At 40.9% G+C, this 25,927-nt stretch carries 28 protein-coding genes; 10 read left to right on the top strand and 18 right to left on the bottom strand.

Annotated elements, in window-relative coordinates:
- Positions 1–73: 73 nt before the first annotated feature.
- The 7 genes from lptM (at position 74) to J8L97_RS07720 (ending at position 6,361) form a co-directional block, all read left to right on the top strand.
- Positions 74–277: an LPS translocon maturation chaperone LptM gene (lptM, locus tag J8L97_RS07750; RefSeq protein ID WP_211048576.1), complete on the top strand. Its 204-nt coding sequence runs from the start codon at positions 74–76 to the stop codon at positions 275–277.
- A gap of 1 nt (position 278) precedes the next feature.
- On the top strand, positions 279–1,532 hold the full coding sequence (gene lysA, locus J8L97_RS07745) for a diaminopimelate decarboxylase (protein WP_211048575.1): 1,254 nt from the start codon (positions 279–281) through the stop codon (positions 1,530–1,532).
- A gap of 64 nt (positions 1,533–1,596) precedes the next feature.
- A complete protein-coding gene (dapF, locus tag J8L97_RS07740; RefSeq protein WP_211048573.1) occupies positions 1,597–2,427 on the top strand; it encodes a diaminopimelate epimerase in 831 nt (276 codons plus the stop codon).
- A gap of 20 nt (positions 2,428–2,447) precedes the next feature.
- Entirely contained in the window at positions 2,448–3,083 is a 636-nt protein-coding gene (locus tag J8L97_RS07735; RefSeq protein ID WP_211048571.1) for a DUF484 family protein, read from the top strand.
- 4 nt (positions 3,084–3,087) lie between these two features.
- A complete protein-coding gene (gene xerC, locus J8L97_RS07730) occupies positions 3,088–4,026 on the top strand; it encodes a tyrosine recombinase XerC (protein WP_211048569.1) in 939 nt (312 codons plus the stop codon).
- A gap of 48 nt (positions 4,027–4,074) precedes the next feature.
- Positions 4,075–4,794: an HAD-IA family hydrolase gene (locus tag J8L97_RS07725; RefSeq protein WP_211048567.1), complete on the top strand. Its 720-nt coding sequence runs from the start codon at positions 4,075–4,077 to the stop codon at positions 4,792–4,794.
- Positions 4,795–4,879: 85 nt separating this feature from the next.
- Entirely contained in the window at positions 4,880–6,361 is a 1,482-nt protein-coding gene (locus J8L97_RS07720; RefSeq protein ID WP_211048565.1) for a peptide MFS transporter, read from the top strand.
- Positions 6,362–6,402: 41 nt separating this feature from the next.
- Here the strand turns inward: J8L97_RS07720 and J8L97_RS07715 are convergent, their stop codons facing one another.
- A complete protein-coding gene (locus tag J8L97_RS07715) occupies positions 6,403–7,686 on the bottom strand; it encodes a hypothetical protein (protein ID WP_211048563.1) in 1,284 nt (427 codons plus the stop codon).
- A 104-nt stretch (positions 7,687–7,790) separates the two neighbouring features.
- Here J8L97_RS07715 and J8L97_RS07710 point away from each other — a divergent pair, with 104 nt between their 5' ends.
- Both J8L97_RS07710 and J8L97_RS07705 read left to right on the top strand, forming a co-directional pair.
- Positions 7,791–8,663, top strand: coding sequence for an SDR family oxidoreductase (locus J8L97_RS07710; RefSeq protein ID WP_211048561.1), 873 nt, complete (start codon positions 7,791–7,793; stop codon positions 8,661–8,663).
- Between the two features lie 62 nt (positions 8,664–8,725).
- Entirely contained in the window at positions 8,726–9,880 is a 1,155-nt protein-coding gene (locus tag J8L97_RS07705; RefSeq protein ID WP_211048559.1) for an MBL fold metallo-hydrolase, read from the top strand.
- Here J8L97_RS07705 and J8L97_RS07700 read toward each other — a convergent pair.
- Both J8L97_RS07700 and J8L97_RS07695 read right to left on the bottom strand, forming a co-directional pair.
- Positions 9,855–10,136, bottom strand: a complete 282-nt coding sequence (locus J8L97_RS07700) for a hypothetical protein (protein WP_211048557.1) — start codon at positions 10,134–10,136, stop codon at positions 9,855–9,857. The two genes, J8L97_RS07705 and J8L97_RS07700, sit on opposite strands and share 26 nt — an antisense overlap.
- A gap of 11 nt (positions 10,137–10,147) precedes the next feature.
- Positions 10,148–10,687: a hypothetical protein gene (locus J8L97_RS07695; RefSeq protein WP_211048555.1), complete on the bottom strand. Its 540-nt coding sequence runs from the start codon at positions 10,685–10,687 to the stop codon at positions 10,148–10,150.
- Positions 10,688–11,418: 731 nt separating this feature from the next.
- Between J8L97_RS07695 and J8L97_RS07690 the strand changes: the two genes are divergently transcribed.
- On the top strand, positions 11,419–13,500 hold the full coding sequence (locus J8L97_RS07690; RefSeq protein ID WP_211048554.1) for a winged helix-turn-helix domain-containing protein: 2,082 nt from the start codon (positions 11,419–11,421) through the stop codon (positions 13,498–13,500).
- A gap of 15 nt (positions 13,501–13,515) precedes the next feature.
- On the opposite strand, the gene J8L97_RS07685 is transcribed toward J8L97_RS07690, so the two are convergent.
- From J8L97_RS07685 to J8L97_RS07615, 15 genes are all read right to left on the bottom strand, one after another.
- Complete coding sequence (locus tag J8L97_RS07685; RefSeq protein WP_211048552.1) at positions 13,516–13,794, bottom strand: 2TM domain-containing protein; 279 nt, start codon at positions 13,792–13,794, stop codon at positions 13,516–13,518.
- The gene (locus J8L97_RS07680; protein WP_211048550.1) at positions 13,784–14,725 is read right to left on the bottom strand and encodes a ketopantoate reductase family protein; all 942 of its coding nucleotides are present in this window, start codon (positions 14,723–14,725) and stop codon (positions 13,784–13,786) included. Before J8L97_RS07680 ends, J8L97_RS07685 begins: the two co-directional genes overlap by 11 nt.
- A 12-nt stretch (positions 14,726–14,737) precedes the next feature.
- Complete coding sequence (locus J8L97_RS07675; RefSeq protein WP_211048548.1) at positions 14,738–15,079, bottom strand: pentapeptide repeat-containing protein; 342 nt, start codon at positions 15,077–15,079, stop codon at positions 14,738–14,740.
- A gap of 34 nt (positions 15,080–15,113) precedes the next feature.
- Positions 15,114–16,346: an acetyl-CoA carboxylase biotin carboxylase subunit family protein gene (locus J8L97_RS07670; protein WP_211048546.1), complete on the bottom strand. Its 1,233-nt coding sequence runs from the start codon at positions 16,344–16,346 to the stop codon at positions 15,114–15,116.
- Between the two features lie 17 nt (positions 16,347–16,363).
- Positions 16,364–16,963 (bottom strand): amine oxidase, encoded by a 600-nt coding sequence (locus J8L97_RS07665; RefSeq protein WP_211048544.1) that lies wholly within the window; start codon positions 16,961–16,963, stop codon positions 16,364–16,366.
- Positions 16,953–17,330 (bottom strand): hypothetical protein, encoded by a 378-nt coding sequence (locus tag J8L97_RS07660; protein WP_211048542.1) that lies wholly within the window; start codon positions 17,328–17,330, stop codon positions 16,953–16,955. The genes J8L97_RS07665 and J8L97_RS07660 overlap by 11 nt, the downstream gene beginning before the upstream one ends.
- Before the next feature lie 13 nt (positions 17,331–17,343).
- Positions 17,344–17,715: a hypothetical protein gene (locus J8L97_RS07655; protein ID WP_211048540.1), complete on the bottom strand. Its 372-nt coding sequence runs from the start codon at positions 17,713–17,715 to the stop codon at positions 17,344–17,346.
- A gap of 3 nt (positions 17,716–17,718) precedes the next feature.
- Entirely contained in the window at positions 17,719–18,957 is a 1,239-nt protein-coding gene (locus J8L97_RS07650) for an AMP-binding protein (RefSeq protein WP_211048538.1), read from the bottom strand.
- Complete coding sequence (locus J8L97_RS07645; RefSeq protein WP_211048536.1) at positions 18,958–20,412, bottom strand: class I adenylate-forming enzyme family protein; 1,455 nt, start codon at positions 20,410–20,412, stop codon at positions 18,958–18,960.
- Positions 20,413–20,429: 17 nt separating this feature from the next.
- Complete coding sequence (locus tag J8L97_RS07640; protein WP_211048534.1) at positions 20,430–21,716, bottom strand: beta-ketoacyl-[acyl-carrier-protein] synthase family protein; 1,287 nt, start codon at positions 21,714–21,716, stop codon at positions 20,430–20,432.
- 28 nt (positions 21,717–21,744) lie between these two features.
- Complete coding sequence (locus J8L97_RS07635; RefSeq protein ID WP_211048532.1) at positions 21,745–22,842, bottom strand: beta-ketoacyl synthase; 1,098 nt, start codon at positions 22,840–22,842, stop codon at positions 21,745–21,747.
- A gap of 11 nt (positions 22,843–22,853) precedes the next feature.
- Positions 22,854–23,219 (bottom strand): acyl carrier protein, encoded by a 366-nt coding sequence (locus J8L97_RS07630; protein ID WP_211048530.1) that lies wholly within the window; start codon positions 23,217–23,219, stop codon positions 22,854–22,856.
- Between the two features lie 44 nt (positions 23,220–23,263).
- Positions 23,264–23,980, bottom strand: a complete 717-nt coding sequence (locus J8L97_RS07625; protein ID WP_211048528.1) for an SDR family NAD(P)-dependent oxidoreductase — start codon at positions 23,978–23,980, stop codon at positions 23,264–23,266.
- Positions 23,981–23,990: 10 nt separating this feature from the next.
- Positions 23,991–24,281 (bottom strand): hypothetical protein, encoded by a 291-nt coding sequence (locus J8L97_RS07620; RefSeq protein ID WP_211048526.1) that lies wholly within the window; start codon positions 24,279–24,281, stop codon positions 23,991–23,993.
- A gap of 831 nt (positions 24,282–25,112) precedes the next feature.
- Entirely contained in the window at positions 25,113–25,727 is a 615-nt protein-coding gene (locus tag J8L97_RS07615) for a DinB family protein (protein ID WP_211048524.1), read from the bottom strand.
- Positions 25,728–25,927 lie beyond the last annotated feature (200 nt).

The following is a 25,927-nucleotide window of genomic DNA, read 5'->3' as shown; positions in this document are numbered from 1 at the left end:
CTAGTCGCAATAGCTGCTTTTTTTACGAATTCTGTTACTCTGCGATTATAAAGGCACTGACATCATTAATCTAATGAAAGCGATACTCTCTCAATCAAGCATGTTTATTTTAGTCATATTAAGCGTTTTGACCCTAACTGGGTGCGGACAAAGTGGCGTGTTATATCTCCCTGAGCACGGTTCAAAGCCTGATCTCAACACCCCAAAAAGCGACGTTAAACCAACGCAGCGCAGCCATAGCGTAGATGTTGAACCAATGATAGAAAAGGAGCGCTAACATGGACTTTTTCCATTATAAAGATCAACAGCTATTTGCTGAAGAAGTCGCGGTGACGGATATTGCTCAGCAATACGGTACACCCTGTTATATCTATTCTAGAAAAACTTTTGAGCGTCATTACCATGCATTTACCAATGCTGCTAACGGGCATCCACACCTTGTTTGTTATGCGGTAAAAGCGAACTCGAACATTGCCGTCCTCAATGTGCTGGCAAAACTTGGCGCTGGTTTTGATATTGTATCGAAAGGTGAATTGGCAAGAGTCATAGAAGCCGGAGGCGATACCAGTAAAGTGGTTTTTTCTGGGGTCGCTAAAACCTCCACTGAAATTGAGTTTGCATTGGCACACAATATCAAGTGCTTCAATGTTGAGTCTATTGCCGAGCTCAAACGGATCAGTCATGTCGCACACGGATTAAATAAAACGGCCCGTGTATCTATTCGAGTTAACCCAGATATCGACGCTAAAACGCACCCTTATATATCAACGGGTTTAAAAGAAAATAAATTTGGTATTGATATTAAACAAGCCTTTGATGTCTATCAACTTGCCTACGCACTGCCTGCACTAGATGTGGTCGGTGTCGACTTTCATATTGGTTCACAGTTGACCGAAGTGGAACCATTTCTTGCTGCATTAGATAAAGTTCTTGCGTTGATTGAACAACTTAAATCCGCAGGGATTAACTTACATCACCTAGATATTGGTGGCGGACTAGGTGTGCCCTACGATAGTGAGAAACCACCACATCCCAGTGCGTATGCGGCTGAAGTAAAAGCAAAGCTGACGAACTACCCGCACCTAGAATTGGTGTTTGAACCTGGGCGTGCCATTGCCGCCAATGCCGGAATTCTAGTTACTCAAGTAGAGTACTTAAAGCCAAGCCAAGAAAAGCATTTTGCCATTGTTGATGCTGGCATGAACGATATGCTGAGACCTTCTCTTTACCAAGCATGGCAAAATATTATTGCTGTTTCACCACGTAACGACGATACACCAACACATAATTACGATGTAGTTGGACCTGTATGTGAAACAGGTGACTTCTTAGGTAAAGACCGCCCGCTTGCCATTCAAGCCGGTGACTTACTGGCTCAGCGAAGTGCAGGTGCATACGGTTTTACAATGAGCTCTAACTATAATTCGCGCCCCCGCGCTGCTGAACTAATGGTAGATGGCGAAAAATGTTATGTGATCAGGCAAAGAGAGACACTACAATCATTGTGGCAAGGTGAGCAATTACTACCATAATTCATGTATCGTAATAACAAAAAATCATGGCAAGGTGCCTTAGCAGGAGTAGTTTTAAGACATTATGTTTGTAAATTTTTCAAAAATGCACGGTTTAGGCAATGATTTTGTGGTGATCGATAATGTCACCCAAAACGTGTTCTTGTCTCGTGATCAAATAAAAAAGCTCGCTAACCGACACTTTGGGATCGGGTTTGACCAATTACTCATGGTTGAAGCGCCTTACTCTCCAGAATTAGACTTTCACTATCGAATTTTTAACTCAGATGGCTCTGAGGTTGAGCAATGTGGCAATGGCGCTCGTTGCTTTGCGCGCTTTGTTAGAATGAAAGGTCTTACTAATAAACATAAAATCTCGGTCTCTACCAAATCCGGTAATATCACTTTATATATGGAGAAAGATGGCCAAGTCACGGTCAATATGGGAAATCCGCACTTTGCGCCAAGTAGCATTCCTTTCAAAGCAACAAAACCAGAACTAACCTATATTATGCGCGCCGATGATCGTACTGTATTTTGTGGTGTTGTATCAATGGGTAATCCTCACTGTGTACTGGAAGTGGATGATATTGACACTGCTGACGTATCCATTTTAGGACCTTTACTGGAACATCATGAACGCTTTCCTGAACGAGCCAATATTGGTTTTATGCAAATTCTCAACGATGAGCATATTAAATTAAGAGTGTGGGAGCGTGGTGCACAAGAAACCTTAGCCTGTGGCAGTGGCGCATGCGCAGCAGTGGTCGTCGGCATTGCACAAAAAAAGCTTGCCAACTCCGTACGAGTAGACTTACCAGGTGGTAGCTTACAAATACGCTGGCAAGGTGAAGGTCACGCAGTGAAAATGACAGGACCTGCCGAGCACGTATTTGATGGACAAACCGCGTTATAATTCACTTATGAGACAATAATATGAGCAAACAGCAATTCACGATTGATGAACAAAAAATTTGTGACTATTTGATACGTCACCCAGACTTTTTTACCAACCATCAATATGTATTGCTCGAGCTGGAGTTGTATTCTCAAAGCCAAGGGCTACCAAATCTCGCACTACAGCAGCAGCGTAAGTTACGGGAGCAAAATACTCAGCTGAAAACCCAACTTGCGACAACAGCTCGACTCGCCCTTGAAAATGAACGCGTATTTCGTCTATTTAGTGAGTGTCAGCGACAATTATGGCGATGCCATAGCTTTTCCGACCTCGCGACGCAGCTCGCTGATACTTTATGTCAGAACCCCAAAGTCATAGCGTGTGAATTACTGCCCTACACAGACCCATTACATACCATTGTCGAGACTCGATTAACGCGGCAAAATTGTTACCTTGGTCGATTATCACAACAGGAACACAACTTAATTTGGCTTAAAGACAATCAACTACAAGCTCGCTCTGTTGCGTTGTATTTAATTGGTAGTGTTCAGCACCCTGAGGCTATTTTAGCCTTCGCCAGTGATGATGTAACACACTTCAATTCAAACAACGATAACTTATTCATCAAGGAGTTTATTGCCTCTCTTGAACTGCGCTTGAGTGACTTGGCCTAGTCACATGCCGGCAACCAATACCGTGCTTAGCCAAGCTTGGCTTTCACCCATCAACGATTTTATGGCATATCTAAAGCATGAACGGCAATATTCTCCACATACATTAACCCAATATAGCACTCAGCTCCGCCAAGCTGCCCAGTACTTTCAAAGCAGCAACAGCAACGGCTGGCTGCATGTATTACCCGAACAAATCCGCCGATACAGCATGCATTTACGCGCTAAACAATACAACCCTCGCACAATAAACCTTAAATTAAGCTGTATTCGGAGTCTGTATAAGTTTTTAAAAGTAAAACATATACAAGAGGCGACAATCGCCAATCCGGGTGAAGGGATCAAAGGCCCTAAGTTTCAGCGCCCATTACCAAAAAACCTTGATGTTGACCAAATGGGTCAATTACTGAACATCGTTGCCGAAGATGCATTAGCATTGCGAGATAAAGCAATGATGGAATTAATGTATTCAAGTGGTTTACGTATCAGCGAATTGGTCAATGTCAACATAGGCGACATTCGTGAAGGTGAGATTCGTGTCTTAGGTAAAGGCAATAAGGAACGTGTGATCCCTGTTGGCACAAAAGCACTCGATGCATTAACAGCATGGTTGACTGTGCGTTCTATTATGGCACATGAGGAGGAACTCGCCGTATTTGTCAGCAAGCGTAAACAGCGCATATCTATTCGCCACGTGAGAGAAAGAATGAAAGAATGGGGCATTAAACAAGGGATCAGCACACCCGTTCACCCCCATAAGTTACGTCATTCATTTGCCAGTCATCTACTTGAATCCAGTGGTGATTTACGTGCTGTGCAAGAAATGCTCGGCCATACCAGCTTATCTGCCACCCAAGTATATACTCATGTTGATTTTCAGCATCTCGCTAAGGTTTATGATAAAGCCCACCCTAGATCGAAAAAACAAAATAACGATCCGAAATGACAGACTTTTAGTATAATAACGCCATCTCCTCATTCGAAATAAGTAACAATGCGATTTAATAAAGCCATAGATAGCATCAGTGTGCTCAGCTTTGATCTAGACGATACGCTATACAATAACCACCCGGTCATCAAAGCAGCAGTCCAAGCACAGCTAGACTATTTAAGTCAAATAACACAATGGTCTCAACAAGGCCCTCATTACTGGTCACACTGTCGCAATCAAACCGTTAAACAAACTCCTTCCCTTGCCAATGATGTAACACGGTGGCGTAAAGTTGCATTGCAATATGGCATGTCAAAACTACCATTGACCAAGGAGCAAGCCCACCATTATGCATCATGTGCCTATCAAGCATTTAGTGATGCCAGAAGTAACATCACCGTTCAGCAATCTGTGCTCGACTTACTGGGTGCATTACGCACGAAGTTTCGCCTAATAGCCATCACCAATGGCAATGTTGAAATTGACAAGTTTAATTTGCGTAATGAATTTGAACTCGTCTTAAAAGCAGGTCCTGACGGCGCGGCAAAACCCCATAGTGAACTATTTGACAAAGCCGCCGTCGTTTTAAATGTGAAAAAATCGGAGATTTTACATATTGGTGATAGCTTAGACAGTGATGTACAAGGCGCCAACTTGGCTGGCTGTTATAGCCTCTGGTTGAATAACCAACAGTTTAAGTACAAATACCTTGGCCTTCCCCACATCGAGATTCATAATATTAATGATTTATATCAATTAGTTAATACATCACCTTCTAAATAGAAATAACGCCTTTAGTTGCATTAACTGTGTGTTTAACGTACTAATAGTTCCAGACAATTACAATTATTATAATGGAACTCAGCCTATGTCATCACAGGATACGGGGTTTTTCGGTCACCCAAAAGGCCTCTCTACACTCTTTTTTACTGAGATGTGGGAGCGCATGAGCTACTATGGCATGCGTGCGCTCTTAGTCTTATTTATGACCGCCAGCCTTCAAGAACAAGGCCTCGGTTTCACCGTAGCTTCTGCCGCTGCCATCTATGGCCTATACACTGGCGCCGTCTATTTTTTAGGCTTGCCCGGAGGTTGGATAGCAGACCGCTTACTCGGCGGTCAAAAAACAGTATGGTATGGTGGCCTCATTATCATGATCGGCCACATAATTTTAGCGGTCCCCTCCACACATTCCTTTTTTATAGGCCTCATTTTTGTCGCACTGGGTACCGGCTTATTGAAACCGAATATCAGTGCCATGGTTGGTCAGTTGTATCATAGTGATGATGAGCGCAGAGACAGTGGCTATGCCATATATTACATGGGTATTAATTTAGGGTCTGTCATTGGCTACTACGTGTGTGGTTATTTTATGGAGCATGTCGGGTGGCATTATGCATTTGGTGCAGCTGCGGTCGGTATGGCAATTGGTTTAATTCAATATCAACGAACACTCAGCAATATCGCAAGTGTGGGGGAAAAACCCACCAGCCCGCTCGAACCAAAGCAAGCAAAGCAAGCTTGGTCAGTAATAACGCTTGTGCTGATCGGTATAGCCATAGTGACGACTTTCACATACTCTGGTGTCATTGTCATAAATCCGGTGATCGTAGCGCAATATGTTGCCGTCGTATTTACCTTAGTCTTTTTTATTTACTTCGGTCTTATTTACTACAAAGGTGACTTGAATGAAGATGAACAAAAGAAGATGTGGGCTCTCCTTTTAGTTTGCATTGCCTCCGCTTGCTTCTGGTCTGGTTTTGAACAAGCCGGGTCATCGTTAAACCTATTTGCGCGTGATTATACAGATCGTATGATTGGTACATTTTCAATCCCCACTGCCTGGTTTCAATCTGCAAATGCGTTATTTATTATTATTCTATCTCCGTTCTTTGCAGCTCTATGGATAAATCTCTCAAAACGCATGATTTCCCCTTCATATAACTTGAAATGTGCAATCGGCCTTGTGATCATGGCAAGTGGGTTTTTAGTTATGTTTATGGCGTCACAATATGCTGCTCAAGGCCTAAAAGTGGCACCATATTGGTTAATCACGACTTATTTTCTTCATACTGTTGGTGAGTTATGCTTAAGTCCAGTCGCACTTAGCGCAATCAGTAAACTCTCACCCAAGCGATTTGCAGGTCAAATGATGGGGGTATTCGTACTCACCTACTCCATTGGTAATATTATTTCTGGGTTACTTGCAGGGCACTTTGATCCAAATAATGTGCAAGAGATGCCAAACCTTTACTTACAAATCAGTCTCTTCTGTATTGGTGTAGGGATCATCATTGCATTAGTCAGCATTAAGTCTCGCGTATGGGAAGGGCAGTCACAACCTTCTTAAAGTTCAAATCAAAGGCGAGGTGCATGCCTCGCCCTTTATGTTTAAAGCTTTATGGGTATCAGGGTACCCGCCACAACCGTATCATTATCAAGTACAAAATGACCCTCCCAGAGATTGTTACTCCATTCAATCACATCTAAATTCGCTTCACCCAACTCATTTGCGGGTAACTGGTTCACAGAGTCACCTTGAGACACTGTCCCAAACTGCCATGGTTTTAAACTCTGTAATAACCGGCTACCTCCTTTCAATTCCATATTCGTACTTGTTAAAGGATCTAATAATTCGATTGATGTCACAGTGCCATAGTGGTTCATCTCAATTTTTTGATGGCACCCAGTCAACAAAGCACGCTTGCCACTCATCCCAAACAATTGGACTAACGACTTATCTAAGTCAGGGGCGCTCTGCAAGAGTGCCGCTGCGTCTGGACAAGGTAAAGCATCAAACTTCCCCGTGAGTAAAGAGGTATCTCCAATACTCAAGCCGACCAATTTATCGGCGACAGCTTCATCTGACGTCTTTACTTTAACTATTTGCACATTTTTATATGCGCCTTTTAAGGCTTTAACACGTGCAGTGGTTAGTTCTTCTCCACTTGAGAAGGCATTTCCCGTCGTCGGATCATATACCCGAATCCCCTCATTAAAGAATTCCAAATGATTACGCAAAGAAATGAGCAGTAAAGATTCATTGTATTGATAGCCCACGAATTTGTGATCCGAAAAAAACAATGCATTGTCTCGACCAATGAACGCAATATATGCGCCATCAGATAGCGGCCAAAGCAGACTAAAGCGCCCTAAATCTTTTTCAACGGACTGCATCGATTCACCTAACTTAATACCAAATATCGTATTGTCTGAAATCAAGTTTGATTCTAATTTCAATGGTGCCGTTTTGATCACTTCCTTATTCACTGAAATTGCATATCCAAGATTTACTTTCTGCTTTAAATGCATAATATTATTGCTGAATAAATCTAAAGAGGTTGTGTTTACTCGAGGAATATCCTTCGCACAAGCAGTCACTGGAAGAAACTCAGCTTTGGCAACAAGCGCATCTTCACTATGACTTTTAAACCTCATCGACTTAATCATCATTGATGTATTATATTGTGCCAATGCCTTTGTTGCTTTTTCAAATAACCGTTGCTTTACATGCGCAATCTGCTCGAATTCGGTTTCTTTGTTTTTTGTGAAATACATCGCGGAAAGTGATATCGTTTTTGAGCCAAATGTCACTTCGCATTCACTTCCTTTAGGGTAGATATCATGGGCAATTGTCACAGTGGATAAAGCACTCATACCGACGTACAGAGCCACTGGTAGTTTTTTATTATCATAAACAAAATCCTTTCATTATAGTTATTATCTAGTGAGTCCTTTACTGATAATATACCTTAAATCTCAATTTTAAGAGGGTGTATATGAATAAAGTAGCAATAACAGGTGCAACTGGCTTAATGGGTCGTTCATTAATGACCATTTTAGGGGCTTCTTTTAATACTCAAGGTATTGGCTTTAACCGCGCTAGCGGTAATATTCACAAACTCGATTTAAACGATGAAGCAGCAATAACTGCGTTTCTTGATGAACATCAACCAGATGCGCTCATTCATGCTGCCGCCGAGCGCAGGCCTGATATTTGTGAGCAGGCGCCAGAACAAGCTCTAGCGCTCAATGTCAAAGTCACTGAATTTCTCGCACAGCAATGTAAAAAAAGAAATATACGCCTACTATTTATTAGCACAGACTATGTGTTCGATGGTGACAATGCACCTTACGACGAGTTTTCAAAAACAAACCCTCTTAATTTTTATGGACAAAGCAAGCAGCGTGCCGAACAAGCTGTACTCGCAACTTGCGGCCAACACACGATTATTCGTGTGCCTGTCTTGTATGGAGATGTAACACATTTAGCTGAGTCAGCAGTCACCGTTATCGCCGAACAAGTCAATCCACTCAAACACTCAAAACACGATAATTGGGCAATTCGCTACCCAACCCATGTAGAGGATATTGCTTGTACAATTAGAGATTTACTCAAACAACCTCAGCACCTCGGCGGTATTTTTCACATTTCCAATCATCAAGCCCTCAGTAAATATGAGATGGCGTGTATCATTGCTGATGTTTTAGGCTACCCGAAAACGCTACTTGAGCCTCAGTCTAAACCTGAGCACACGGCACAAAGACCCTATAACTGCGCCCTTAAAGATACTCGACTTAGTAAGCTCAATATCCAACATCAAAGAGATTTCAACAAAGCCATCGCACAGGTACTTAACAGCAATCGTTGAACGTGCGCATCGAAATACAGTATAGTGGCTCGATAAGCGCCACTATACGACACAGGAGTATCATGCACGCACGATTAAAATACGTTGCCATCAGCACATTTGTTGCTGGTTTAACTGCATGCCAAACTCTACCAATTAAAACGATTGATAATCCTAATTTTAATAAAAATAGTCTCGGAGAGTTTAGCAATCAATATCCAAGTCCATTTAAAGGGCATGGCCCCCACCATCCTTATGACAACATTGAGTTTCTTGAACTCCATGAAATTGAAAAAGTAGAACCTAATTTTATTAATATCGGGTCATTCACCGGCTTACGTAAAGATACCGGCTTCAATTATCAGGATCTGGTATACCCAACACCACGTATCGATGAAACTGCGCGTCAGACATTAACCTGGTTAGGCCATGCAAGCTTTCTCGTGCAACAACGCCATACCGACGCCTTTTTAACCGACCCTGTTTTTGGTGAATTTGACGGTTTTGTCGGCTGGTTAGCACGGAGTATCAACGATGATATGGCAAGGCAGGGACCTGCACCGGTAAAAACAGCTCAGTTGCAATTTGTAGATGGTGTCGTCATTTCTCATAATCATTATGATCACTTAAGTGAACAAACGTTAAACCAGTTGGCCACAGATACACAGCTGCTTCTTCCCTTAGCCGTCACAGACAATGTTGATTACAAGCAAGGCCCTATTACAGAGATGGACTGGTACACACAGACGTCTGTCGGTAACACGAATATTCATTTTTTACCTGCCCACCATTTTTCTCGACGAGGTTTAACCGACTGGAATAAAACACTGTGGGGATCCTGGTTATTTGATGACGGTGAGCATACTGTCTTTTTTGCCGGCGATACGGGTTACAGTCAAATTTATAAAGATATAAAAGCCCAATTTAACGGCTTTGATGTTTGCTTAATGCCCATAGTGGCATATGACCACAATTATCGTAGTATTCACTTGGCACCCGAAGATGCTGTCAAAGCTGCGCAAGACCTTGCTTGTAAAGTCTTTATTCCGTGGGGTTACGGTACTTGGCTCTTAGGCTATGAGCACGTTAACGAACCATTAAGGCGTTTAAAGAAAGCGTTTAAAGACATTAACCCCAACATGCACCTAAAAATAATGCAAATGGGTGAGAGCATCCGCTATACCGATCTGCTCCCCCCTCCCAATGTAAAAACTAATGTGGAACAAATCGCTGACTGAACATTTTTATTACGCTATTTGGTAAAGGATACTTCTTATAAACAACCGCCAAATAGTCCTGCCATGCCCGTATTTTCAAATTAGCAACTTGCTCCACGGGCAAAAGGTTATGGTATAAATTGCCAAAATCTTTCAAAAACTGTACATCTCGTCGACGGCTATTTTTAGCATACCCTTTCCCTGCATAATGTATAAAGTCAGCCTCTAAATAATCATCAGTTCCAAACATATCCATGCGGTTAAATGCTTTGTCCAACGACGCATGCTTTATTGAGTATCTATGTAACAGATAATTAAAATAACTTTGATCATTATCTCATTACAGATACGCTGTAAGTCATCTAACTTTGTTTTTTTAAACAAACCGCTCTCTTTTGAAGTGAGAATAATGCCAGCATTATAATAAACAAACCGTTCATTATTTTTAGGCCAACAAACATCACCTAACGCATCACAGACCAACGCAATATCGTTATCTCGATCTTGTACCACCCCTTCATCAAACCAATAAGTTGTTTCTCTATCTGTGTATAGCTCAAACACATTCCGTGCATTAGGCGTAATTAATACATCTGCATCTACATAAAGAACACGATCATATTCACGAAGCAGGTCACCAATACGCAGTTTTTCTGTCCAAGCAGGACTGGCATTATATTTTGGCTTCTCAATAGAGATTGGGAAGTGAAGTTGATCTGAAATGATTAAATCTGCGCCGACCTTATCGGCATAATAGCGGAAGCTAGCAATCGCAGCCCGGTACATTGGGTTATCACCTATCGCTAAAGTAAATATGGCTTTTTTCACGAGAAATCCTATTCCATTGTATCGCTCTATAATTCAGCACATCAGCACCCTACGCAACCCTACATTACAATTTTAAACAATTCTCATAACACAATTACAACCCATCAACACCGCTAACCCAACAAATGACCACTAAGACTTACACACAGAAGTCATTTACAATATTATTAAAGGTATAAAAAACAATAGTTAATTACACAGAAAACCATTTACTTATCGCTTCATGACGAGTATTTATCGTTCTAAAATGTCTGACTTTAAAGTTTACAACACATATTTTACTGCGGTCTTTAACGCTGGACTGCCGCCAATCACGCCATTGCTTTTATCCATACACTTGGCAATATCATCACCTATATTCGACTAAATGACTTGCTTAAATTCAACCTTTTACTTTTCCTTTATTTATGCTTATTGTTTTGAAATTCTAAATTTATTCCAAATAGAACATTCAGTAAAAAGCATTAAATTATTTTCTTATCACCACCCTCCTACCTTAAACCATTAAATCTAATCAATTTATATGGGTAAAAAATAAAAAACCATCCTAGCGGATTAGTATAAATGATTAAATGTGGATAATGGAATTTACAATGTTAACTTTAAGTCAATTAAATAATATTGTGTTGACATTGTAATTTACAGAAAAGATACTAGTTCAAAACATTAACCAATAATGAATAAATACTTCTCACTTTCTATCTCTTTCGAGTAGTTAAGGCCCAAATGCCATGGATATTTACGCGACACCCAATTGGACATTTTTTTCGTCAAATAATGAACTTATATTTTCGAATGGGGGCTCTACTCAGCTTGCCGCGAGACACAATGCATGTTTGCTAGCTTTGCTCGAAGCACAAGGTAAAACCGTCGACTATGACACCCTGCTACTCAAAGTTTGGGGCACACAATTTCGTGATACAAACACGATTGCCTCTGTCATTTCAGAGCTCAGAAAGCATATAAATTGTGGCGACCCTGATTTAAGATATATTCTCACAGTGCCAAAAAGAGGTTATCGCTTCGCTGAGTTCGAGTCGGTCACAACATTCACTGAGCAAGAATATACTGAAGTCACGACAAAAAATGATCAATTGATCCCTCCTATAGAGACAGATCAAACCAATCACATCGTTAACAAGGTAAAAATACAACCAAAGCGAGTGAAGCAATCCATGATTGCAGCCGCTCTAACAGTGGCGTTAGGGACCTTGTTCTCGCTATTTCCAAATTTTTCGGCGTCATTCTCAAAACCCTCATTCATGCAAAAAACCCTCACGTTTGAACGTGGTTTGGAATACAACTTTTCCATATCTCCGGATAAGAAAACACTGGTCTATATAAACGAACAAGAGTCTGAATTTTCTCTGATTTCCAAGAATTTGGATACCGAGGAGAAGCAATCCATCAGCTTAGAAAGCGCGCACTCGATCACTTCATTTGCATTTTCTAAAGACAGCAACGCTCTGGCTTTTGTCGAAGTTGATGGTGATCGTTCATGCTTATACATCACACGCGTTTCCAACGGTCAATTAATCATGAATGAAAAAAGGCTAATCTCAGCGTGTGAAACACAGCGGGATATTATGTCCATAGAGTTTTCCAAGGCAGGTGATGCTATCTTCTACGCTCAAAGTAGAGATGTCACTGAACCTTTCGTGATCGTAAAGCATGACTTAACAACAGGTTTAGAAAGAAATTTAACCTCCCCCCCAACAACTGGCCGTGGTGACTATGGCGCGACAGTCAGTCCTGACGGGAGTAAAATTGCATTTATTAGAGATTTATTTTGGGAAAAGTCAAGTATCTGGGTTATGGACATGCACTCAGGTGAAACACGGAAACTATTTGCGAAACCATACATAATCGATAAATTAAGTTGGTACTCTGATGACGAAATCATATTTACCAATGGAGAAGTTCTGCTCAATTACTCAATGGAAGATGATGCGATAGACACAGTCTACGACTTATCAACGGCATTATATATGCCTATGGCAATAAACGGCTCTATCTTTCTCAGTACGGGAGATTTTTTTAAAGCCGAGCTTGCTTTCCTTTCACTGAATGACTTCAGCCTCACTGATAGAGAAAAAAGTGACTACTTGGAACATACACCGACACGTCCATTAAAGGATGGCAGTTTTTACTTCATTAGCAATCGCTCAAACGAAACTGGCATTTGGAAAAGCCAAGGTTATAAAAATAAGATGCTCTCTGACAGTAGCATGCTTAAGAACATAAAAACATTAACCGACGCTGGGTCCATATTATTAACCACGAAGCCTGGTAAGCTAATTCAAATTGATAAAACCACAGGTGAAATTTCAACTTTAAAAGATAATACCCCGAATATCGAAAATTATTCATATTCGGCAACCGACAATAAAGTTTTGTATAGTAAGGAAGTTGGTGAAAGTTGGTACTTAGAATCATTCAATTTGGAAACTCAACAAAAAGAATTACTTGGGGTTTCTGGGTATACAGGGCACTTTGTCGGCCAAAATATTTACCTCACTGAGTTTAGACAACCAGGCCTTTGGCGATACAACGCCTACACACGAGAGAAAACATTGATAATTCCTGATTTTGAGAGCTACTTTTCCGATAAGTGGACAGTCACGAATGACTATATCCTGATGCTAAACGGAAAGACTTTACAAATATGGGAAAATGGCGGGGAGTACGAGCTGATTAAATTAATTCATTTAAACAGTACACCGCGAAGAATTAAATGTGGCTCCACACAGTGCTCAATTGATCAATACGCACTAGGTAGCACAGACATTATTGAACTTGCCCCTGCTATATAGTGCGCATACTGAAACTCACTCGCTCAGCTGAGACAGGCGTTTTTCAACTTGCTTTTTCTCCCAATTTCTATCAAATAGCGCGCCAAAACCAAATGTACTGACCCATTTTAGCGATGCAATAACCAACCATGCTACCAAAACCCACAAACTCCACATATACTCGGGACTCGTCACCACATTGATCAACATTAATGCCACACACAACAGTAATCCTTTTAAAAGAAACTGATAAAAATGTTTAATTTTACTTACCTGCTCAATTGCTTGTTGATATACCTTGTCTTCACGACTCATGCCTAAACTCCTTATTATTATTTAAATACACTTCAAGTTGACTGTGTGCTGCACACATCAAAGGCACCTTTACAGCCTTCTCCGCCGCGAACTCACATAATTCTGAGAGTAAATTTAGCTCTATTCTATGGTTATTTTCTATGTCTTTTAACATCGATGCTGAAAGCGGTGATCCCACCTGTAAAAACGCATCCCGTGTTATTTTATTTGACCTTGGCCGTATCGAAAAACCATGGGCTGAAGCCACACTTTGACACTCATCAATAATTTGAACCGCAACAGCCTGTCCATGTTCTGTATTAATTAGCTCGCCAATGGTGCCACGCAATAAAGTGGTGCATCCGGCCAGCGCATTAATGAAAGTGAACTTTTCCCATAATTCCTGCTGAATGTTTTTGCTAACTCTTAAATTAAAATGCGCACTTTTTAACAACTCAATCAGCGCTTTAAAAGAAACCTCATCTTGTTGTGCAATATCATCAGTCCCAATTGTCATTTCATGAATCGAATTGAAGTGTTGGATCTCTCCATCAGCATTTCTAGCAGTACTTACATTACAATAGCCATACAATAACTGAGCGTCAGGAAAAGCAGAGCCTATTTTCTCATAATGCCCAAAGCCATTTAACATTGGTAAAATATAAGTCGATCGCCCTACCGCCTTTTGGCAATCCCGGAGGCTCTGAGCCAAATCATATGATTTACACGTTAATATAATGACATCAAATGGGCCTGTAATTTCCTCTTTAGTAAGCGCGTCAATATCTTTGACGCTCACATCTCCTCTCCCACTCTTTAAATGCAACCCATTTTTTTTCAATCTATTAACTGTATTCTGCCGGGCAAGAAACGTGACTTTGATGCCAGCTTCAAGAAGCCTAGCACCAAAGTAACCGCCAATCCCACCACACCCAACGATGAGAATATTCATTTTAATCCACCATTATGCTGACTGTTGTAATTGATATGCCTGCAATAACTTAAATACTTCAATACCTTCAATTGTCATCCCTTCATAGTTGCAACTAGATATTTTTAAATTATGCAAATTACTGCGCGTGATAGTGGCATTATGTAAGTTAACTGACACCATATTAACCTCTTCACAAACAACACCATCCAATTCTGATTTGTCTAACTTAACTTTTTCGAACTTAGAGCCACACAAGTTCACTTGGTTAAATGTTGAACCTGATGCATCCACTTCTTCGAATGAGCTCTTGCCCATATCTACGTTCACCAAATCAAAGTTGTGCTCACAGTTGTTTAAACTAATCGTGTTCATTTTTTTATTCCTTATTTTTTAAATACTATTAAAATTAAATTGTTGTAAAAGATAGATTTTTTTGAAATTGTTGTTGAATGTCTCGCCACATAAGGTGAAATTCATCCGTGTTCTTCGAATCAAACACAAACAAACTTAAAAAGTCAGTACAGTGTGCCGAAGCGGCTTTAAATGAGCCTGGCTGTACAAATGATTGCTTCAATTTTATTCTCTTATCCGCTAAATCATCCACCGACATACAGTCAGTAACAAAACCCGATATGTTAGAGCGAATACCTATAAGCCCAGCGACATCAACTCTTTGTGTGTTTATCTTAGGAAGAATGCCAGTGCATCCTGCTTCAATAGCAAGTACGGCTTCGCTGTAATTTACCCCATATTGAGACTCTATCATCCACACAATACCGCCACCGCCAGGGCGTAAACCAACTTCACAGAAAGTCAATTCTCCGCTCGGTGATACAAAACATTCTAAATGAGTCACCCCATTTTTAATCTCAAAGGCTGCATTAACTTGATCCGAAAACTCAATCAGTGCTTGTTTCAATTGTTCATCTTCCACAATCACACTAATGAATGGCGTCCCGGCAGAAAAATCAATATTACTCATCCCCGGTAAATATGCCGCAGGTGCCGTTAACTTTGTCTCACCATTAATAATCATCGCGTTGATATGAAAGAGTTGACCTTCAATAAATTCTTCAGCTTCAAATCTAGCTAGGTTGCTCTCATGCTTTTTCGCCCATTCCTGCAGCTCACTGTCTGTGCTCACAAACACGACTTCTTTACTGCCAAAGCCATCCTTAGGTTTAATAACCAACTTGCCAAACTGCTTTAGCATGCCGCTCGCAGCTTCCAAGTCAGCACAACACGTGTATTGTGGAAACTTTACGTTCGTATTTTTTAGCTGCTGCTTCATCGCCACTTTATCTCTGAAGCGCAAGCCTTCATCACTTTGCATACCCTCAATTTTAAGCAGTTCACGAGTGCGTGCAGCTAAGCCTATATTTGACTCATCTAGGGTAGCAACAGCACTAAATTGATATTCCAGATGCAGTTGCTGCGCTTTTTCTAGCAGCGTGTGTTCATCAGAAAAGCGAATGGTCTCTACCTTAAACTTATCTGTTAGCCTACCAAATACTTTTTCGTTCCCTTTATCAGCTAAAATCACCCCACCACACGGTAAGTTATCAAAAATACTGCTACCATCGAGTTTTAAAAAGCTTTCGTACTCACCACGAGCAATGATTAACATTTGTTTTGTCATAATAAAATTTCCTTTGGTTAAGCCACTGAAGGCGCAGCTGCTTTCATTGCGGCTTCACGTTCAGCTTTTTCCCGCATTTGCATTGCTTTATTTCTAATATGGATTGGATAACGGTCGCTGAACACAATTGCCAGTGTCAGTACCAAATAAGTGGTCAAAAGTGATAGCCATGGGTAACTTGCTTCAAACATCATTACAGTGCCATTTAATGCAAACCCGGCCGCCCAAAATAGTGATACCACTTTATTTGTTTTAAGAAATATTGGATGCCCCCAAAACTCTTCTGGTGTCGTGAGTTTGGAGTGTGTCAAGGTGAATGGTTTATTTGCTACCACTGACAGCAATGCCGTGAGCGCAAATACGCTATAACAAATCTGAGCTCCGTACTGAAGCGCCCAGTAAGACCAACCAAATATCCCATTCGCAAACAGGGTTAAAAACAGCATCGATGACACCCATGAGAGCGGGTTCCCAGCTTTAAGGTACTGACGTCCAAAATATGTGTGTAATACAAAAAATGCGATCCAAGCAACATTGATAAGCTCAATGGTGCCAAACCTAAGTACTAAGCTGAATGTGATCCACGGCCCCACCCCTAAAAGTATTTTACGCAGCATGCTGCCTCCTTGAATCAACCTCTAATGTCATGAGACCTTTGTTATAAGCTTTGTTTGTCAAATCAGATATCGTAAATAAATACACGTCATCTGATTTTGCTTGAAACTGACAACGGTATATTTGACCTGGGACCATAGGGCCCAAAAACTTCGCATTTTTTATCAGCAACTTGGTATTCTTCATCGCTAACATCTGTGCTAAATTTTGATGTAGCAGTTCAACTATCAATGATGCCGGGACAACTGGAAAGTTAGGAAAGTGCTCATTAAATAAAAAATGTCCACCATCCAATGAGAATTCAAATGTCGTTTCACTGACCCACTTTATATTGGTAAATATTGCTTGATTGTCGCTATTGATTATCATTATTTTTCCTCATTTAGAGTTTAGCGACGGTGATCTGGGCTTGCGCTACTGAATCACCGGTTTGCTCATCCAACACTGTAACGGTCACACGTGCAGAAGGACCAAAAGGCTCCGCTTCACATGTAAACTGGTACGCCTTTAGTTCTAGTTCATCAGCCTGGCTGAATTGATTTATATTGACCGGAAGAACACGTATGTCTCTAGCACTCGCTCCTGCAATCACCTTTTTTCCAATCCGAACAGCAGCTTGATGTATTCCTTCCAGAGCAAGAAATAGTGGTCTCACTCCCATCAATCCTTGGTAATTTTGTAATGCAAGGACGCCAGTGCCCTTGCCATTTTCAACATGCTCCAACTGACATATATCCAAAAATCGGCTATTCATTGTCTATGCTCTCTCATCCAAAATCTGGCGATGTTTATTTCGTCCAGTTAAACTGGCTGATTGTGTACTATCAAACTCAATTGTGATTAAACCAGTGTCTTTATCTAACGCTTCTTTTAGTTCTTCATAAGCCAATAAAGCATTTGATATTTGGCCTTTTTGAACATCATCTAACGCATCATGCAAGACTCGTATTATCAATAAATCCTGACCCAAATCGTTAGTATCGAGTAACGCTTCCAGAAGCACATCACGTTCATTAATCGCCATCGCTGCGATATCGCGTAGCACCTTCATGTCGACCAAGTTACCAACAAAGTTAAAGCTCGTGTCTGAACGGTCAATTCCCCCCATAATGACTTGATCGCCACGCGCAACTAATGAAACCGCATCGCCAGTGTCAAAACGTAAAAATGGCACTGGAGTCTCTTCATTCAAACAGGTAACCAGTAAGCGTCCTTGTTGATTAAGCTCTAAGAAGTATGCGTTTTGACGCACTTTATAACGTTCACTCACTTCTTCTATTGCCATAAAGCCGCATTCCGATAGTCCGTAGAAACCCACGATACGTACATTCGGAAAAGCGTCTCGCAATACCTTGGCTTTCGCTTCGCCTAAGCGCTCACCGGTATAAAGGATTCGTTCAATATTTAGCTCGACGCCCGTCGCTTTAACCGCATGCGCAATCTGAATTAACGTGCCGGGCGTTCCAGTTAATACGTTGACATTGTGCTGCTTCATAAACGCTAATTGAGTTTCTGTATGTTCTGGGTTCAGCATCCCTAGCGGGAGAACCGAGGCGTAGCACGCTTCAATAATACGGTTAAAGCCATGATGTAGAATTGAATACATTCCGACCATAAAAAGGTTCGCAGCAATGTCTCCTGGATTGAGCACCCCTGACATTCTCAATTCTGTGATAAATTGAATGTCATCTTCGCTTGGTCTAGAACCCGGTGTATTCGTTTTTTCGATAACCAATTTACTTTGCCCAGAGGTGCCACTTGATCCTCCAATGATTAAAGGCACCTCTCTATGGTTAGCAAACGCTTGCTCTGACAATTTAATGTAACTCGCCTTATCCATTTCTGGCACGCGGGCTGCGAATGACTCATAGTCGTCAATTTGTGGTGGCGTGTCTTCAGGGAAGCTCAGCCCCCAATACTTATTTACAATCGCTTGGATACGCTTTTTATCAAAAGCCGTATGTTGTAATTGCAATTGCTGAGTTACGTCGTTCATTTACATATCCTGTTGATTTAAATTGTTAATTTTTGAGTTTTCTAAACTCTTCTGGCGTAATTCTGACAAATCTAATTTGCCATTTTCAGTTCTAGGTAACTTATGAACTAGCGAGACTCTTGACCTCTTTCCGCGTAAGGTATGCGTTAACAGGGATGTGAGTTCAACACGTAATGCATCATTCATTGTTGATGATTCAATAAATGTGCATAGCTCCCCTTTCTTATTCGTCACATACCCAACACCAGATACCTCTTTATAGTTAAGAATTTTATTGGTAACTGATGTCAACGGCACAAGCTCTCCATTGACCTTAATTGTATGACTACTTCTTGCAACCCAATGCCACCGTCCTTGGTCATCTTGAACGAATAAATCCCCACTATCAGAGTAAGTGCCCACTTCCTGTAAATCCCCATTATCTTGCAAATAACCGAGCATTTTGAATGGTGTTTTATAATAAAGATTGCCAACACCTGTCGTAGCGTTTTTATTAACCAGCTTAACTTCTATATTTTTATCTACTGGATAACCCACTGACACCGTATTGTTGTGGCAAACTTGGTGAAGGTTTTTAAATTGTTTTAGCTCAAGTGCAAAAATGCGTGGGGCTGATTCCGTCTGACCGAGGTTATTCCAAAATTCAGTTGCCCATGGCAGCAGCTCTGCAGCTTGAGATTCTAATAAACGATCCGATGCATTTAATAAAATCAGTCTCTTAGGCGTGTACGCTCTGCGCCATTCCTGACTCACTTCATGACTCCACTCCCCCAAAAGCGGTAACACCGTTATTGGCTTTGATTTGACATAGCTCGCAACCAAAGCTGGGCTTACAAAATCTCCATATTCAATAATGCTGTTACTGTGTAATGCGCAAAGTGAAGTCGATAACCCATACATATATTGCATAGGAAATACACAATATGAGTGATCTTGATCACTTAAGCGGAGGTATTCCGCCACAACTTTTGCATTGGACACTAAACTTGTTTCACAATGCACAACACGCTTCGCTTTCCCTGTTGAGCCTGATGTACAAAATATAAAACGTGCTGGTCGATGACTGTCTGGTGCTGATCGTTCATGCTCTAACAGTGGTGGCGAAAAGTTCAGCGCTAAAAATTCAACGTCAGCGGGCAGCGATGGAGATCGTCTTCCTAAAGGCGTAATAATTGTCCCAAGCTGCCTTTTATCAAATCCATCCAAAAGTTTATCTAAACTACGGGGAGAAACCACCGCACAGGTTAAGCCTAAATGAGACCCAACAAAGTACGAAAGCAACGCCTGCAATGGGTTAAATACGCAGAATACATGTAATTTTTCTTGACTAAGCTCACCAAGCGGGCCCATTCCAACAGTTGCCAACAGGTTGGATACATATTCAGCATCGACCGTGTCGTCTTTATATCGTGCAACCCAAGTACTATTTGGTTTAATTAAATTAATAAAGCGCATTGTGGGACTCTCCAACCTTATGACTCTGAAGGGTTTTGCAACACCATTGATGCAGCCAATCCACCCATGCCAAATGAGTTCTTTAAAACATTTACAATTGGTTTGTGCAGCGTCTCTTTTACTACTGGTACCTTGATCGCAGGGTCTTGTTCTTCCAAGTTTGCCACTGCAGGAACAAATCCATCCCTAAACGATGCCATCACTCCGAGTACTTCCATTGCCCCTGCTGAGGCAATTAAATGTCCGTGCAAAGATTTTGTCGACGTCACCGGTGGTACATTACCTTCACCAAAAATCCCCTCTAAAACTTGGGTCTCATGAAAATCATTGAGTTTTGTCGATGTACCATGTGCATTAATAAAACTAAATGAATCCAGCGGTAAATCAGCTTGTTCTATAGCTCGTTCCATGCAGAGCTGCATTTCGCGACCCTCGGTGTGCGGTGCTACGATATGTTGTGCAGCTAAACTGGCCCCATAGCCTTTTAAGCGGCAGTACTTTTTACCTTCTCGCTCCTCTATAGCCTCTTCCTTTTCAAGAATAAACAGAATTGATCCTTCTGCTGGCATGAAGCCCGAGCGTCGAATATCAAATGGACGACAGCGAGCCGCTCCTTCCAAGAGTGGATCTGTACATACGGCACCGACAGCCTCTAATTGTGCAAGGTTAAATGGCGTTACTTTAGCTGACACTCCACCTACAATCATCGCATCTGCTTTACCATCCAAAATCGCTTGCCTTGCCATACCCAATGCTTGTAATGAAGCTGAACATAACCCGACATGACAACGGGTATAACCACTAAATGGAATATGTTTGTGTATCACTTTTAATGCTGACGTGACGTCTAAATCCAACATTTCTGATATTCGATAGAATTCAGTGCCTGACGGAATGTATTCATCCCGCTTCTTGCTTTTATCTGCGCCTAATTTAGCGGTAAACTCGGTTGTACGTTCAGGATCAACGCCAGGCTCATCAATACCTATTACGCACCCAATACGATCTGCACTGTACTTTTCAAGAGGGTTAAAATGTGCAACTAATTGTTTAACCGCTTTTTCAGCATAAATGAGCTCGCCAGGACGGTTGGGTTGGCCGGGTTTTTTAGGCCAATGAATATTCTCATTACCAAACTCTGGTAATCCCGCCCACTTGGTTTTAAACGTAGTAGTATCAAACTTTTTTACTTCACGGATACCGCTTATCCCATGCTGTAAACTATGGCTTATCTCATCGAGTGTTTGGCCCAACGGGGTAATCGCCCCGTATGCACTTATACAAACATTATCCTGCTTATCCATACCTATACCCATGATTTATATATTTTTATTATTTATTGATTATGTTTTTACATTTTTTAACGACAATGTACCCAATACCAACACCGAAACCTGCACCATTAATTAGAACCGTCGCCCCATCAGGAATACTTTCATCGATCAGAGCCGCCGATAAGTCCAAGAGGTTGTTTGCCTTACTTGTATAACCAAAAACTGATTTATAATTTTTCTGCTCTATGTTTGGAAATACATCTCGTACAGCCGCAAGTTCATTCTCGTTATTCGTTTTTACCCCGTTGCAGTAAGTCACAATGACGTCAATATCAAAGCCTTGCTGTTGCACTGATTCCATCAGGGCGTGCCAATCTCGAGCTGAAGGAAATGGCGATGGGTTGTAGCGACTATCTACTGCAAGTACTTGAGCAAGCGCTTCATCTTTATCATCACTGAGGCACACTGTTGCCGCCCCAAATGATGGGTCTATTTCTCGCTCATTTTCGTCTTTACTTAACAAACCTAACTTGTCGAACACTAATAATGTGTCAAAATTGCGCATGCTACCTGCACCCACGACAATCCCTTGCTTTTCTCGACCATGCTTTATATCTGAAAAGGCGTCCTCAAATGCTTGCAAACCAGATAATGACATGCCTCTAATCGGGTAACCTCCACCTCTTAATTCAAGCCGTTTCGACGCATGATAGAGGGGGTTTGTTGATAAAAAACGCATCATATTAATTGGGTTACTCATTTTGCTGAGCTCACCCAAGTTTTCTAACGCGCCGCTCACACCACCATGCTTTTCGATGATTTTGTACAAGGCCGAAAAGTTATATTCAGATACACCATCCGTTCCAGCATAGAGAGGTGTCTGTTCAGAATTTCTTACCTCTCCTTCGGGGCAATGGGCCAATAAATCTCCGATTGCATTGAGAATAAGTGTCGATAAGTCATTCAAAATAGACCTGTCTTCTCTTGCTATCGCAGCCACCTCTGACTTTGAAAGCTTACGATTCAATGGCTTATAGATATTACTTTCAGAACTTTTTACTCGCTCTTGGTTGCGGTTAATTACCGCATCCAAGGTCATTAGCTCATCAAAATACTCTGTTTGAATACCTGCTGCTTTTACATACACTGCAGACATATTTTGCCCCTTTAAAGCGTGCTAATGCGGTGTTGGATAAAATCAACACTGAATAAGTTGTATAATGACTCTGGCGTTAAATCTTCTTGTGGTAACTCAGTAAACCCAGTAAATACCTTAGTTAATGCTGCACGACCGGCATCTGTCCATTGCCCATTTTGATAAAACTCAGGGTTATCCATCATGGTATTGATTGGCCAAAGTTCATCTGGATCAAACTCTTTTCCTGACTCACCTTTAAGCTCAAACGCAAAATCTACGTAATCAAGTGAAGACATTGAGTAGTCACCGAATAATGACCGATCAAATTCAATTTCGCTCACATCGTCTAGATATAAGATGTTTGCTGCAATAGTGGCGATTTCAGATTGATTCATAATTTTTCTTCCTATTTTTAATTTTTGATTTTATTGATTAATTTTTATAAAACTGGAGCACCGTTTGTCAGTGACAAAGTGATACCCGTTGACTTGATATTTCCCGTTACGAAGGCATGTACCGCATTGGCAACATCTTCCACTTCAAGAATTTCTCTCAGAGGTAAAGAACGGATGACATCTCTCTCTTTACCGTTAGCAAATTCACTGAACATCGGCGTATTTACAAAAGCAGGTGCGACGTTAAGCGTCCTTACTTTAAAGCGTGCAATCTCCACCGACAGTGATGCTGTAAACCTTTCCAGTGCGGCTTTTGCACTGCCATAAGCGCCATTACCGGTTTTCGGACTTTTCGCAGCAACAGAGCTGATATTAATAATGTGCCCTTTGCGATTAGCCATCATTAACTCAGCAGCTCTTGCTGTAACTGTTGCTGGAGATAGGAAGTTCACAGTGTGAACTTTCATTAAACTCTCTTGAATATCACCAAAAGAAAGCGAATCATGAGTAATACCGGCCACATTCACTAAAACGTCTGGATTAAAATCAGTTTTAAGTGAGCTTGCGAACTGGTTAACAGCGTGCGTATCAATTAAATTGAGCTGACAGAACTTAATTTTCCCAGGGCTTAGCTCCGACACTGTTTTCGCTTTGTCTTCATTACTGTTGTACGTAAACAACACGTCATAACCACTTTCAACTAATTTATTTATAATTGCCTGACCTATTTCAGACGTTCCTCCAATGATCAATGCTTTCATTTGAATCCCCTCAGTTATTTTGTTTATTTTTCAATAGCACGGCTCTGATTTTGCATCGCGGGTACGGGTCGCACTTCTGCACTCTCTTTAGTCCTTTACCGCGTTGTTGATTCGCCCACATCGTCTCCATTGCGACTTGTTTATATGCCCACGCTACTTTCTTTTTAAATAAGTAAGTTGATTCTGATACATGCTTGTGTGTTGGCTTTACTTCTTCATTCGCAATTGCTGATAAAGAGGTAACCGCAACGCTAACTACTAATGCTCGTTTAATTAATACTGCTACTTTCGTTGAAAACATGATTTACACTTCCTAACTCATTTATGTATGTAAGAGAAACGTTTTATATTGTTTGTCTCAATGTCGATGAGTGCATTTTTCACTACTTGAACTAAAAAGTAGTTTGGAAAAACTTCGATAAACCTTTGAATAAAAGAAAGCATAAAAAACAATAACTTAGAATGTTGCACTTATATTTTCAGCAGGTTTATTAATAGTTTTGAGTAGAAGGGTTTGATTGGCGGGTGAAAAGCTTATAACAATGCGTATTTTCATTCCGTGTGAGCACAGCAAAATGATATTGTTCTTCACCAACCACGTTTTTTTATGTCTTTAGATTTGACAGTGTGCCTGCAATTAGACCAAAAATCGGTATTAAAGATACCTGGAACACGCTAATTCAAAAATGCGCCCACATGTAACTTAAATATTGCACAATACATTTTGTGTACCGACGTCCGTGATGGTATTTCATCAACATACTCAAGATATTAAAAGCCATCTCTTTAACAGCATACGCAGTCGCCTGCCAATCACGCTGGTATAAGCAGCTCTAATAAGATAAAAATATTAGTTGGTTGCAATGGGGTATTGCTCACACATAAACATACTTATGTGTGAGCAATAATGGGCAGGGTCGACCTAGCTCCATAAAAAGTCGCATTAGGCTCACCATTGATATATATGGAAGATCAAGTCGAATATGCTAACAGCGATAAGGGTGCTATCACTTTAACTTTGTTTTCTAGCATGTATTATTTATTATGCAGTGAAAGTACATAGGCCATTTAGTCGCGCTTAACGTCTGCCACTAAAGGAGGCACACTCACCATAGTCAGTAAAAAATACATCTTAGCTTGTTCCGATTCTCACTTGTTTTTCATGTAGCGCCTCTTCCATATCGAAATATGGAATTTTCGGTGAGTACCCTAATAAACGCGCGTACTGTGCTAAAGCCCCTCGATGATGCGCTGTATGATCTAACATCATTTCAACAACGCCATATCCATCAAAGTAACTGGGAACTAAGGTATTCTCTCCAATAGGCTCTTGCAACTGCTCCAGTGATAGCATTGCAAATAGATCTCTTATGTAAAACATCGTCTTAGTAAAAATATCCAAGACATCATCCACGCTCAAATTTATTTCATAATGCGTTCTATCCGCTCTCTCAGCCCATGCTAAATCAATCACTGGTTGACTGTCGCCACTCCACAACTCCGCTGGTCTAAAAGATTCATGTTTTACTTCAGCCATATGTGAAAACTTAGAAAAATAAGCGCTCACAAATAGCTCTAGCGATCCAACGACGTGCAACACTTGGCCTTTTACTGATAGCATTCCTACTTGAGGGCGATAATTTAAATCTTTGTCCTCAAACACGTCCATTGTGCGGCAAAAAAAATCATTTTGCATGTAGAACTTTGAGCGAAACGCTTCATTTTTTATTGTTGTTTGTTGGTCCATAAGTTCTCCTGTTTCAATTGTTCCAACTATTTTCCAGATACCTCCTAAATCTTGATTAGCCCTTGGATCACGCTTTGCTAACCAGCTTCAGTGTCTCAGTTTCAATTTGGTGTTCACTATTTCTCTCTTTTTGTATTGAGCTGAAAATGCAGCGATCACGTAATATCAATTAAGACTTGGCTATATCAAATCTTTTGTAC

The organism is Pseudoalteromonas sp. MMG012, from assembly GCF_018100875.1.
Classification (GTDB): Bacteria; Pseudomonadota; Gammaproteobacteria; order Enterobacterales; family Alteromonadaceae; genus Pseudoalteromonas; species Pseudoalteromonas aurantia.
Note: the sequence above shows the minus strand (reverse complement) of the source record. Positions and strands in the feature narration are given on the sequence as shown.